Annotated in this window: 12 protein-coding genes; 11 read left to right on the top strand and 1 reads right to left on the bottom strand. The window is 37.7% G+C overall.

What is annotated here, in order from left to right:
* Positions 1-4 precede the first annotated feature (4 nt).
* Genes fmt through CP366_RS01645 form a run of 7 tightly spaced genes read left to right on the top strand, consistent with a single transcriptional unit; the run spans position 5 to position 7,269 of the window.
* The gene (gene fmt, locus CP366_RS01675; protein ID WP_089147616.1) at positions 5-949 is read left to right on the top strand and encodes a methionyl-tRNA formyltransferase; all 945 of its coding nucleotides are present in this window, start codon (positions 5-7) and stop codon (positions 947-949) included.
* The gene (gene rsmB, locus CP366_RS01670; RefSeq protein ID WP_089147615.1) at positions 900-2,261 is read left to right on the top strand and encodes a 16S rRNA (cytosine(967)-C(5))-methyltransferase RsmB; all 1,362 of its coding nucleotides are present in this window, start codon (positions 900-902) and stop codon (positions 2,259-2,261) included. Before fmt ends, rsmB begins: the two co-directional genes overlap by 50 nt.
* A gap of 4 nt (positions 2,262-2,265) precedes the next feature.
* Positions 2,266-3,021, top strand: a complete 756-nt coding sequence (locus CP366_RS01665) for a Stp1/IreP family PP2C-type Ser/Thr phosphatase (protein ID WP_005719381.1) — start codon at positions 2,266-2,268, stop codon at positions 3,019-3,021.
* Positions 3,011-5,041, top strand: a complete 2,031-nt coding sequence (gene pknB / locus CP366_RS01660) for a Stk1 family PASTA domain-containing Ser/Thr kinase (protein WP_035443735.1) — start codon at positions 3,011-3,013, stop codon at positions 5,039-5,041. Before CP366_RS01665 ends, pknB begins: the two co-directional genes overlap by 11 nt.
* Positions 5,042-5,932, top strand: coding sequence for a ribosome small subunit-dependent GTPase A (gene rsgA, locus CP366_RS01655; protein WP_005726269.1), 891 nt, complete (start codon positions 5,042-5,044; stop codon positions 5,930-5,932).
* Positions 5,933-5,944: 12 nt separating this feature from the next.
* Complete coding sequence (rpe, locus tag CP366_RS01650) at positions 5,945-6,595, top strand: ribulose-phosphate 3-epimerase (RefSeq protein ID WP_005719376.1); 651 nt, start codon at positions 5,945-5,947, stop codon at positions 6,593-6,595.
* Positions 6,595-7,269: a thiamine diphosphokinase gene (locus CP366_RS01645; protein ID WP_065989486.1), complete on the top strand. Its 675-nt coding sequence runs from the start codon at positions 6,595-6,597 to the stop codon at positions 7,267-7,269. Before rpe ends, CP366_RS01645 begins: the two co-directional genes overlap by 1 nt.
* A gap of 459 nt (positions 7,270-7,728) precedes the next feature.
* On the opposite strand, the gene rpmB is transcribed toward CP366_RS01645, so the two are convergent.
* Positions 7,729-7,914 carry a 50S ribosomal protein L28 gene (rpmB, locus tag CP366_RS01635; protein ID WP_005719372.1) on the bottom strand — a complete coding sequence of 62 codons (186 nt, stop codon included), beginning with the start codon at positions 7,912-7,914 and terminating at the stop codon, positions 7,729-7,731.
* A 167-nt stretch (positions 7,915-8,081) separates the two neighbouring features.
* Between rpmB and CP366_RS01630 the strand changes: the two genes are divergently transcribed.
* Genes CP366_RS01630 through plsX form a run of 4 tightly spaced genes read left to right on the top strand, consistent with a single transcriptional unit; the run spans position 8,082 to position 13,187 of the window.
* A complete protein-coding gene (locus CP366_RS01630) occupies positions 8,082-8,444 on the top strand; it encodes an Asp23/Gls24 family envelope stress response protein (RefSeq protein ID WP_005719370.1) in 363 nt (120 codons plus the stop codon).
* A 21-nt stretch (positions 8,445-8,465) separates the two neighbouring features.
* Entirely contained in the window at positions 8,466-10,127 is a 1,662-nt protein-coding gene (locus tag CP366_RS01625; RefSeq protein WP_005719368.1) for a DAK2 domain-containing protein, read from the top strand.
* 2 nt (positions 10,128-10,129) lie between these two features.
* Positions 10,130-12,166: an ATP-dependent DNA helicase RecG gene (recG, locus tag CP366_RS01620; RefSeq protein WP_089147614.1), complete on the top strand. Its 2,037-nt coding sequence runs from the start codon at positions 10,130-10,132 to the stop codon at positions 12,164-12,166.
* A gap of 19 nt (positions 12,167-12,185) precedes the next feature.
* A complete protein-coding gene (gene plsX / locus CP366_RS01615; protein ID WP_089147613.1) occupies positions 12,186-13,187 on the top strand; it encodes a phosphate acyltransferase PlsX in 1,002 nt (333 codons plus the stop codon).
* The last annotated feature ends 24 nt before the right edge of the window (positions 13,188-13,211 follow it).

The following is a 13,211-nucleotide window of genomic DNA, read 5'->3' as shown; positions in this document are numbered from 1 at the left end:
TTTAATGACATCAATAATATTTATGGGAACACCGGAATTTTCAGTTCCAGTACTTGAAGGGTTAATTGATGAAGGCTATGAGATTAAAGCCGTGGTCACTCAACCTGATAAAAAGGTAGGACGTAAGCAGAAAATTACTAAGTCACCAGCCAAGATCGCAGCAGAAAAGCATGATTTGCCAATCTTTCAACCGGTTAAGTTGTCTGGATCAGACGAAATGCAGAAATTAATTGATATGCATGCAGATTTGATTGTAACTGCAGCATATGGGCAATTTTTACCAACTAAGTTTTTGAATTCGGTTAAAATTGCGGCAGTTAATGTTCACGGCTCACTTTTGCCTAAATACCGTGGCGGTGCACCAATTCAATATTCACTAATTAACGGTGATAAAGAAACTGGAATTACCATTATGGAAATGGTTAAGAAGATGGATGCTGGTGATATTTATGCTCAAGAAGCAATTAAGATTGAGCCTGATGATAACGCTGGCACTTTATTTAGTAAATTATCAATTGTTGGGCGGGACTTATTGCTTAAGACTTTACCAGCAATTATTGATGGCTCAATTAAAAAGGTTCCACAGGATCCAGAAAAGGTCGTCTTTTCACCTAACATCACTAAAGAACAAGAAAAGCTTAATGTTGATATGACAGCAGAAGAGGCCAACGATATGATTCGTGCTTTGAATCCAGATCCTGGTGCTTATTTGATGATTGAAGGCAAACGTTTCAAGATCTGGAAGGCAGAAGTTGCATCTGATTCATCAAGTTTAAATGCCGGCTCTGTTGTTGCTAACAAAGGACATTTTGCCATTAGTTTTGCTGATAATTCAGTACTTAACTTACTTGAAGTTCAACCAAGTGGCAAAAAGAGAATGGACATCAAGAGCTTTTTAAATGGTCAAGGTAGTAAGTTTGTCCCAGGTGAAGAAATTGTCGATCGATAAGAGTGCACGTGCAGTCAGCTTAGAGACATTGATCAAGGTCTTAGATCAAGGCTCCTATTCTAATATTAGTTTGAATAACAGCTTAAAGCACTCTAACTTGTCAATTGCAGACCAAAATTTAGCTACTAATATTGTTTATGGCACGATTCAGTATCGATTGTTTTTAGAATATCAGTTAAAAGGCTTAGTTAGGACAAAACTGACCGAAAAATATATTAAGCCATTATTGTTAATGTCACTTTACCAGTTGATTTTTTTGGATAAAGTGCCTGATCGTGCTGTACTTGATGAGGCTAATAAACTTGCTAAGCAATATGGCAAGCGACATTCAGCTGGCTTTCGGTTGGTAAATGGGATTTTGCGTTCGTTTACTAGGCGCGGGGTGATTTTACCAGCTGAAAATAATCCAGTTAAATATTTAAGTGTCAAAGAAAGCGTACCTGAATGGTTAGTTCAATATTTAATTGATAACTGGGGCCTAGACAAAGCAAAATCAGTTTTAAACAGTATTAATGAGCCAGCTAAAAACAGTGTACGTATTTCAAAGTTGGCAGATAAAGAGCAAGTTTTTGCCCAGTTAGAGCGGGATAACTATCAACCACAATGGTCTAAGTTATCAAGCGATGATGTGATTTTGAGTCACGGTGGCATTAGCGAAAGTGATTTGTTTGAAGAAGGCAAGTTAACAATTCAAGATGAGGCTGCCAGTTTAGTTGTAGAGGCTTTTGACTTTGAACAAGATGAGCATGTGCTTGATGCTTGTTCTGCTCCCGGTGGGAAAACCGTGCAAATTGCCGAAAGCATTGTTAATGGTGATGTGACTGCCTTAGATATTCATGATAAAAAATTACGTTTAGTACGAGATAATGCCCAGAGAATGCACGTTGCAAATAAGGTAAAGACTAAGGCATGTGATGCACGTAAGGCTACAGAGATTTTTGCGGCGGGTGAATTTACAAAAATTTTAGTCGATGCCCCTTGTTCTGGGCTTGGATTATTGCGTCGTAAGCCTGAAATTCGCTATACTAAGAGACAACGGGACTTACAAAATTTACAAAAAATTCAATTGGCAATCTTAACTGCAGTAAGTTCACTCTTAAAAAAGAATGGCGAGTTGGTTTATTCAACTTGCTCAATTTCAATGGAAGAAAATGAAGAGGTAGTTAAGAAGTTTTTGCAAGCACATCCTGACTTTGAACTAGTTCCATTTAAGTTAACTAAACTTGAATCAAAGACAGGGATGTTGAAAATAATGCCTGATCTAGATGGCAATGATGGATTTTTCATTGCTAAATTTAAGTTACGAGGTTAGATTTTTGATTGAAACAGCATACGCTTCGAGTATTGGTAAGGTACGGAAAAGCAATCAAGATTTTGTAAAAGTTTTTAAAAATCAAAAGGGAATTGTCTTAGCAATTGTCTGTGATGGTATGGGCGGCCATCAAGGTGGTGACGTTGCTTCAACAATGGCAGTCACCCATTTAGGACATAATTTTAGTATGACTGACTTTGCAGATGCTAATCTTGCTCATAAATGGCTTGATGTGCAATTAAATTCTGAAAATGAAACAATTTTAAAGACTGCTGATAAGTTTCCTGACTTAAATGGAATGGGGACAACGATTGTATTGGCGTTTGCATTTGATAAAAATGCCTTAATTGCTCATTTAGGTGATTCTCGGGCTTATAGTTATTCTGAAGGTAAATTTGTCCAATTAACTGAAGATCATTCTTTGGTTAACGAATTAGTTAAGATGGGTCAGATTACTAAAGAACAAGCTAAACACCATCCCCAGAAAAATATTATTACGCAAGCATTAGGCGTCTCAAGTACGATTGATCCTGAATTTGATGAGATCAAGATGGGGGGAAACGACATTATTTTGCTCTGTACTGATGGCCTAACCAATTCACTTAGCGATCCACAAATCCAACAAATTTTGGCAACTAAGGAGCTTAGCTTAAGAGAACGTTGTAATAAATTGATTAGTGAGGCCAATCGATTAGGTGGTGGTGATAATATTACTGTCTGTCTAATTTGGAACAAGGAGGACGAGAGCAGTGATCGATAAAGGTTATCTGCTTGGGGAACGTTACCGCATCATCGATACCTTAGGTGAAGGCGGAATGGCCAATGTCTATCTAGCGGAAGATATTATCCTGCAACGTAAGGTGGCAGTTAAAATTTTACGCCTTGATTTGCAGAATGAACCGCAAACCCAAGCTCGTTTTCAAAGAGAGGCATTAGCTACAAGTGAATTAAGTCATCCTAATATTGTTTCTGTACTTGATGTAGGTACCGATCATGGTTTGCCATACATGGTAATGGAGTATGTTGATGGTCCTAATCTAAAAGAATATATTCAAAAAAATTCACCTTTGGATTTAAATGAAATTATTCGAATTATGGATCAGATATTGAGTGCAGTTGCATTAGCTCATAAGCACAATGTTATTCATCGTGATCTAAAACCACAAAATATTTTGATGGATAAGCGCGGCAATATTAAAATAGCTGATTTCGGAATTGCCGTTGCTTTGAATCAAAGCTCGATTACACAAACTAATTCAGTAATGGGCTCAGTTCATTATATGTCTCCTGAGCAAACGCGTGGCGGAATGGTTACTAAACAATCTGACATCTATTCCTTGGGAATAATTTTATATGAATTGATCACAGGAACTGTTCCGTTTAACGGTGATACACCAGTGGCAATTGCACTGAAGCATGCGCAAGAACCAATTCCTTCAATTCGCAAGAAAGATTCAAGTGTACCACAAGCGCTGGAAAATGTTGTTTTAAAGGCAACCGCGAAAGATCCACGAGATAGATATGCTACAGCTCAGGAAATGAAAGCAGATTTGGATAGTAGCTTGGATCCTGAACGGGCAGATGAACCGGTTTTTGTACCATATCATGGTAATAACGATGATAAAACAATTGTATTGCCTGGATTTAAGCCACAAAAGGAAGAAAAAGAAGTGGTGGAGCCAGCAAAAACCGAATCAGTAGAATCAAGCAAGCCAGTAAAGAAAAAGACTTTTTTACAGAATGTCAAAAGTCACAAATGGTGGTGGCTGATCTCAATTATTGCCGCGGGTTTAATCATTTTTATGATGATTTTCGCTTTAAGTGGTACTGGAAATAAACGACAGGATGTTAATATTCCTGATGTAACTAATATTGCAGAAAAAGCAGCTGAGAGTAAACTTGAAGCAGCAGGCTTACAGGTTGGAAAAATTATTAGGCGACAATCAGATGATATAAAAAAAGGCCGGGTTATTGCGACAAAACCAACTGCAGGCAATAGTCTAGAGCGGGGAAAGAGCGTTGATTTAATTGTTTCCAGCGGTTCTAGCATGGTTAAAGTTCCTGATATGGTTGGGAAGAACTATGCCGAAGCGGCAGAAAAATTAGAAAATATGGGCTTTGATGTAGTTAGAGAGGACCAATATTCTAATAAAGTTGACGAAAATCAAGTTATTTCTCAAAGCATTGCTGCAGGTGTAGAGGTTAAGCCGACCCAGACTACAATTACGTTGATAGTTTCACGTGGCAAGCAGGCTAGATCACATTCAAATATGGTTACCTTGAAAGACTTAAGTAATTATTCTTTGAAGAGTGCTCAAGACTATGCCAAAGAACATGGCCTGACTTTACAAATCAATCAAGAATATTCTGATGATGTTGAGAAGGGCTTAGTAATTTCGATGGAGCCAGGTCCGGGTACTAAGGTTGAGCGTGGTTCAACTGTTACCATCAAGGTCTCGAAAGGTCCAAAGGAAGACAAGGAAACTACTGTAACTAAGACCTTTACCGTTGACTATGTTGGTGATGATCTTTCTAAGAGTGAGAAGCCTGATAATGATAAAGGAAGCAATAACTCTGAGTCAGAATCCGTTAATGGCAAGGGTGATCATGTCCAGATCTATATTAAGGATGATGATCATTCCTTGAACAATATTTATCGTGACTTGTATATTAAGCATGATATGAGTTTCTCGATTCCATTTAACATTAGAGAAGGTAGTGGACAATTAAAGGTTGTTCGCAATGGCGATACAGTTTTGAATGAAAAGGTGACTAAATAAATGAAACTAGCGCAAGGAACCGTCGTTGGTTTGATTGCTGGTTATTATGATGTAGAAACCGCTGCGGGTATCGTGAGAACGCGTGCTCGCGGCGTTTTTCGTCAAAAAAAGCAAAAACCGGCAGTTGGCGATCATGTGGAAATTCAGATAGATGATAAAGGAATGAGCTATCTGGTGAAAATTTTGCCGCGGATTAATCGAATTGGGCGACCAGCAGTTGCTAATGTAAGTCATGTTTTGTTAGTAATTTCTGCAGTAGAACCGGATTTTTCTGTAGAGCTGTTAGATCGTTTTTTGACTTTCTTTTCTTGGCAAAAAGTTGGTGTAACAATTTACTTGTCTAAAGCAGATTTGCTATCAGAAGCAAAGTTAAACACAATCAAGCAAGCTTTAGCATATTATCAAAAAATAGGTTATCTTGTTTTCACTGATTATCATGAAATGCAAATTCAGATTCCTAAAATGATTGAAAAAAATCAAATTTGGACTTTAGCAGGACAGTCAGGTGCTGGTAAGTCAACTTTGCTTAACCATTTAAAAAAAGATGCTAATCAAGCGACTGGTGCGATCTCAACTAGCTTGAATCGTGGGAAACATACTACTAGAAAGGTCGAACTTTTTAAGTTAGGCGCGGGCTTTTTAGCAGATACGCCAGGTTTTTCGTCAATTGATTTGACACCAATCAAGTTGAATGAGTTATGTAATTACTTTGTTGAGTTTAAAAAGGCAAGTATTCACTGTAAGTTCCGCGGATGTCAGCATTTGCAGGAGCCAGGCTGTGAAGTAAAGAAGTTACTTGAAGCCGGAGAAATTCTGGCAAGTAGATATGAAGATTATTTGGCTATGCGGACTGAGATTAGTGAAGGTCGCATACCGGAATATTTAAAATAGAGGTAATAGCTGATGATGATTGCACCCTCAATTTTGAACGCAAATAATATTGATCTTAAAAATGATATTGAAAATGCAGTCCAGGCCGGAATTAGCCGTTTTCATATTGATATTATGGATGGACATTTTGTGCCTAATTTATCTTTTGGACCGCAACTAATCAAAGATTTCAAGCGTGAATTTCCGATGACAGATGCTGAAATTCACTTAATGAGTGATGCCCCAGATAAGTTGGTACCAGCTTTTGTTAGTGCAGGAGCAGATTTGGTCGAACTACACTATGAAGCAATGGACAAGCCTAAGTTATATTATTGGTTCGATTATTTAGCTTCTAATGGCGTTGATGCTGCTTTGGCAATTAGTCCAGATACACCAGTTGAAGTGGTTGAACCGTATTTGCCATTACTGAAACAAGTATTAGTAATGACGGTCAAGCCGGGATTTGGTGGACAGAGTTTTCTTCCTGAATCAGTTAGTCGAATTAAGTCAGTTAGAGAGATTGTCGGCTCTGATTTTGATATTGAGGTCGACGGCGGTATTAATGATCAGACTATTAAATTAGCTGAAAATGCTGGCGCTAATATATTTGTTGTTGGTTCATACTTGTATGAAAATGGTGATGTTGGCAGTCAAGTACATAAATTAGAAAAGATTATTAAGTAATGAAAGCATATGCATTGTTGGGCGGTCCAACTGAATTGTGGCCTGAAGATATTGAAGAAAAGCTGGCTCAAGCTGATTTAGTTATTGGGGTTGATCGTGGTGCCTTGTTTTTAGAAGAACTGGGAATAATACCTGATGTGGCAGTAGGTGACTTTGATTCTTTACACGAAAATGACTTAAGCCAAATAGAAAGTAATGTTCAAGACATTCGTTATTCTAATCCTGTCAAGGATTGGACTGATTCTGAGCTAATGTTGCAGATTGCTTTTGAAGATTATCATGTGGATGAATTAGTGATTTTTGGTGCTACAGGTGGAAGATTGGATCATTTTTTGATCAATCTATTAGTGTTGCTAAATCCTGAAATGAGATTATATGCGAAAAAAGTAACGTTGATTGACCAACAAAATCTAATTTGCTTTTTTAATGCAGGCACGCATGTTGTTGAAAAAAGAAAAAATTACTCTTATATTGGTTTTGCAGCTTTAACAGCAATCGAAGATTTTAATATTATTGGTGCAAGATATGAGTTGAAGCACTATTCTGGAAACTATCCTCGTGTTTTTTCATCAAATGAATTTTTGCCTAATAGTAATGAATTCAGGATTAGCTTGCAAAATGGTATGATTGCAGCAATTTATTCTAAAGATATTAATCGTTTTCATGATTTATAGGTTAAAATAGAACTATAGAAAAGAAACAAGGGAATTCAAATGAAATATATTGACTTTGAAAAAGATATTGCTGGTTTCGAAAACGGTCGCTACGAAGCAAGACTTGACCGTGCAAAATAAAATGTAGAAGACTACATGCATAAGAACCACGTTCACATTTTTGATAAAAAGAAGAAGGAAGTAGCTACTATCCAATGGCTTAGTTAGAAATGTAACTTATCAAGATTTGGGCTTGCCAACTAAGTTGGATGAAATGATTACTGAGTATGCATACACGCCAATTGATGAAAGAATGGCCGACGAAATTCCTGATGACGATAAGCATCACAATATTATGAAGTAAAGTAAAACGGTAAGAAGACAAAATAAAATGGTCTTCTTACCGTTTTTTATATAAATCATTAAAATAAGTAAAAAAATAAGCTTGCAAGATCAGTGATCTAACAAGCTCTTGGTCTATTAGGCACGAGTAACTTTACCAGACTTTAAAGCCTTGGTTGAAACCCATACGCGCTTTGGCTTACCGTCAACAAGAATGCGAACTTTTTGAAGGTTTGGCTTCCAAGCACGACGAGTTGAGTTCAATGAGTGTGAACGTTTGTTACCGAATGTAGTCTTCTTACCTGTTACGTAATCTTTTGCCATTTGCTAAACCTCCTTTATTTGTGATGTCATACTTAATTAGATTATCATATGTTTTCGCGCAATTCAATACTAAAAGGATTTTTTCAGGTGTATTTTAATTATTGATTATGTCGTTACTATGATAAAATAATAAACGTATATATAGATAATAAGACGGAGGACGAAACATGGCTGTTAAGATCAAGACAAAAGATGGTTTGATTGATATTTCAAACGGTGTAATCGCAACTGTTGTTGGTGGCGCAGCTACGTCTAACTATGGCGTTGTAGGTATGGCATCAAAGAATGCCATTCGCGATGGATTTGACGGGATTCTTAATCGTGCCAATTATAAGCGCGGTGTTGTTGTCAAGTCAGAAGATAACGAAATTACGGTTGATGTGTACATTATTGTTGGTTATGGTTTGAAGATTTCTGAAGTAAGTAAGAATGTTCAAGATAGTGTTAAGTTCAATTTGAAGAATCAATTAGGAATAGACACTAAGGCCGTTAATGTCATTGTACAAAGCGTTAAGGTACTTGACGAATAACACAAGCGGAGGTTTTAAATAGTGGTTTTAAATGAGATAGATAGTAAGCAATTTAGAGATATGGTACGTGTTGCCACTCATCGAATTGGTAAAAATGCGGAGTTTGTTAACTCTTTGAATGTTTTCCCAGTTCCTGATGGTGATACTGGTACTAATATGAACTTAACCATTGAAAGTGGTGCTAAGGCTGTTTCGGAAAATCCAAGTACTAGTGTTAGTGATTTAACTGAAAGCTTGGCTAAAGGTATGCTAATGGGTGCCCGTGGTAACAGTGGGGTTATCACTTCACAATTATTCCGTGGCTTTTACAAGGCTACCCAAGGGATGAAGACCTTAACTGCACAGGAATTAGCAAATGCTTTTTCAAATGGTGTTGCTACTGCTTATAAGGCTGTAATGAAGCCAGTTGAAGGTACTATTCTTACTGTAGCTCGTGTTGCTGCACAAGCCGGTGCTACTAAAGCCAATGACACCGACGATGTAACTGAAGTAATGAAAGCTGTAGTTGAAGGTGCTAAGAAGGCTCTTAAGTCAACTCCAGATTTATTGCCTGTTTTGAAGCAAGTTGGTGTAGTTGACTCAGGTGGTCAAGGCCTTTTGTTTATCTATGAAGGCTTTTTGGAAGGCTTAATGGGTGAAAACTTTGCAGATCAATATCAACCTGACGAAAATGAAATGGATGAAATGATCAATGCAATGCACCACCAATCTTCAGTTCAAAGCCAATTGGCTACTCAAGATATTAAAAATGGCTACTGTACTGAAATCATGGTTGATCTTGATGCCGATGTGCCAAATAAAAAGAAGTTTGATTTGGAAGAATTTAGAAAGCACTTGTCTGGCTTGGGCGATTCATTATTAGCTGTTTCTGATGGTGAAATTGCTAAGGTTCACGTTCATACTGAACACCCTGGTGATGTTTTCCAATACGGTAGTCAGTTTGGTCAATTAGGCAAGATCAAGATTGATAACATGAGAATCCAACACGAAAGCATCGTTGACCAAGATGAAGAACAACAAGAAGCAGTTGATTTTGCAGTGATCGCAGTTGCTTCAGGTAACGGTATTCGTAAGTTGTTTGAAAGTGAAGGGGTAAATCGTATTATCTCGGGTGGGCAAACGATGAACCCATCAACTCAAGACTTTATTGATGCAATCAAGAAGTCTGGTGCGAAGAAAGCTATTGTCTTGCCAAACAACGGTAATATTGTTATGGCTGCTAAGCAGGCTGCTGAAGTTAGTGATATTCCGGTTGGTATTGTACCAACTAAGACTATTTCTCAGGGGTTAACCGCAATGCTTTCATTCAATCCAGATGCATCTGTTGATGAAAATGTGGAAGCTATGACAGAGGACTTAGATACGGTTGTTTCAGGTGAAGTTACTCAAGCTACCCGTGATACTGAAATCGATGAAGTAGAAATTCATAAGAATGACTACTTGGGAATTGTTGATGGCAAGATTAAGGTTGACAATGCTGATTTAATTAAGACTACTGTTGATATGATTGAAAAGATGCTGGATGAAGATTCAGAAATTATCACAATTATGTTTGGCCGTGATGCTAGTGAAGAGCAAGCACAAGAAGTAGTTGAACAACTTGAAGCCAAACATGATGATCTTGAATTTGAAATTCATGATGGTGGTCAACCTGTATATCACTTCTTAGTATCAGTTGAATAACAATGATTGATAATGCATTATTTGCTCCTGTCACAGACTTAAAGGGTGTAGGGACAAAGACTGCAGCTGCACTAGGAAGCTTAGGCATTTATAGTATTTATGACCTGCTCTTTTACTTTCCTTTTCGTTATGACGAATTACAAACGTTGCCGCTTGATCAAATCATGGATGGTCAAAAAGTAATGCTGAAGGGAATAGTAGCTACTGAAGCATTTGTTAGTCGGTTTGGCTATAAGAAATCTCGCTTAAGTTTCAAGATGAGAATTGACCATGATGTGATCATGGTCAATTTTTTTAATCAGCCGTGGTTAAAAAATAAAATTGAGATCGGACAAGAAGTAGCTATTTATGGTAAATACAATGTTGCCCGGCAAAGTTTGTCAGCCTTTAAATTTGTAGCAGCAAAAGAAAACGATAGTGGTATGGCGCCAATCTATCCGGTTAATAGACATGTTAAACAAAAGAAACTAGTTGATCTAATTAATTTAGCCATTGATGATTTTATTGATCAAGTACAGGACATTGTCCCAGAAAAGCTACGACAAGAATATCGTTTATTCAATGATCAAATGATTATTGAAAAGATGCATCACCCCAAGAATAGTCATGAGGCTGAACTAGCTAAGAGAAGTGCAATTTTTCGTGAGTTTTTTATTTTTGAATTACAATTAGCTTTATTGACCCGTAATGATGGTAAACAAATGGGTTATGCAAAGAAATACGATCTGACAGAAATTGCTCAATTAACTAAATCTCTGCCATTTGAATTATCAGATGATCAAAAGCATGTGGTTAATGAAATCTTTGCTGATATGCATTCTGATGGTCAAATGCGGCGACTTTTGCAGGGTGATGTTGGTTCTGGAAAAACTGTTGTAGCCGTTTATGCGATTTTTGCAGCCATTACAGCTGGCTATCAGGCGGCTTTGATGGTGCCAACAGAAATTCTGGCAACTCAGCATTTCAAAAAAATCGATGAATTGTTGCGTCCTTTAGGTGTGCGAGTAGCTCTTTTAACAGGCAATACAAAAACACTGGAGCGGCGTGAGATCTACCGTGAATTAACTGATGGCACGATTAATGTGGTAATTGGCACTCATGCTTTAATTCAAGATAGTGTTATCTTTAAAAAATTAGGTCTAGTCATTATTGATGAGCAGCACCGTTTTGGTGTAGGACAACGACAAGCTTTGATTAATAAAGGCGATCAACCAGATATTTTGGCAATGACTGCTACGCCAATCCCGCGGACGCTGGCTTTGACAGTTTATGGTGATATGACAGTCTCTGAAATACATCATTTACCAGCCGGAAGAAAGCCAATTATTTCCACATGGAAAACAAGTAGTCAAATGAAGGAAGTCTATCGACAAATGCAAGAGCAGCTAAATCAAGGCTTTCAGATTTACGCTGTGACACCATTGATTACCGAGTCAGAGACGTTAGACTTAAAAAATGCAGAAGAATTGCATGAAAAATTAAGCCATGATTTTCCTAATCACAAAGTAGTCCTGCTTCATGGTCAAATGCCAGGTGCGCAAAAAGATGAGATTATGACTGCATTTGCAGCTGGTGAGATCGATATTTTAGTAACTACCAGTGTGATTGAAGTTGGAGTTGATGTGGCTAATGCCAATATGATGGTGATTTATAATGCTGATCGTTTTGGCTTAAGTCAATTGCACCAACTGCGTGGTCGAATTGGTCGAGGACAAACACAAAGTTATTGTGTCTTTCTAGCTGATCCTAAGACCGATTCAGGTAAAGCAAGAATGAAAATTATTGCGTCGACCAATGACGGCTTCAAATTAGCTGAAGAAGATTTAAAGATGCGCGGTGAAGGTGATTTGTTTGGTAAGGCTCAGTCAGGATTGCCAGAATTTCGTGTGGGTGATGTAGTAAATAACTACAATACATTGGTCGTTGCGCAAAAAGAAGCACGAGCTTTGGTTGCGGCTGATCCTGATTTATCAGATCCAGGACATAAGGCACTTAAGCAAGTGCTAGAATATAAGCAATTAGAGCAAAACAGAATTTAGAAAAGATTGTGGTGAATATATGAGAACAATTGCAATTGATGCGATGGGTGGCGAAAATGCCCCAGATGCAATCGTTAAGGCGGTTTTACAAGCTAAAGCTGAAATGCCTGAGACTAAATTTTTATTATTTGGTGATAAAGAAGCATTAAGAAAGTTAATCCCTGAAGATCAAATTAATGATCAATTAGGTGTGGTCCCAACAACAGAAGTTATTGCTGACGAAGACGAACCTGTTAAGGCAATCAGAAAAAAGAAAGATTCGTCAATGGTTGTGGCAGCTAACTTCGTTAAGGAAGGAAAAGCTGATGCGTTGCTTTCCTTAGGCAATACTGGTGCATTGCTTGCTTGCGGAATTTTTATTATTGGCCGAATTAAGGGAATTATACGCCCAGGCTTGATGCCCACTTTACCTGTTCAAAATAGTGATGATGGCTTTAATATGGTCGATGTCGGCGCTAATGCCAAAAGCAAGCCAGAATATCTTTTACAATGGGCCGAAATGGCTTCGTACTATGCTGAGAAGATTCGCGGCATTAAAAATCCGCGAGTAATGCTCTTAAATAATGGAGCTGAAAGCGACAAGGGTGATGATGTTCACCAAAAGGCCTATGAATTGCTTAAAGAAAGTAATTTGAATTTCTTAGGTAATATTGAAGGTAATGAATTGCTATTAGGCAAGGCAGATGTGGTAGTAACCGATGGCTTTACCGGAAACGCTGTACTTAAGAACATTGAAGGAACCTCTAGCGTCTTGCTTCATTTATTAAAAGATAGTTTATTAAATGGCGGTGTAATGACCAAGTTAGGTGCCTTAATGGTGAAGGGCTCGTTATCAAGCTTAAAATCTAAATTTGATACGGCTAAATATGGCGGTGCAGTTTTACTAGGCGTTAATGCACCGGTAGTTAAAACCCACGGTAGATCAAATGAACGTCCAATTTATTTCACTCTTAAGCAAGTAGATAAAATGATTAAAGAAAAACTTGTTGCAGATTTTAGAGACGAATTCGCTGAAAAATAGTACAATGTTTTATTAAAAAGGAGA

Origin of the sequence: Lactobacillus sp. UMNPBX15, from assembly GCF_002553785.1 — a bacterium.
Classification (GTDB): domain Bacteria; phylum Bacillota; class Bacilli; order Lactobacillales; family Lactobacillaceae; genus Lactobacillus; species Lactobacillus crispatus.
Note: the sequence above shows the minus strand (reverse complement) of the source record. Positions and strands in the feature narration are given on the sequence as shown.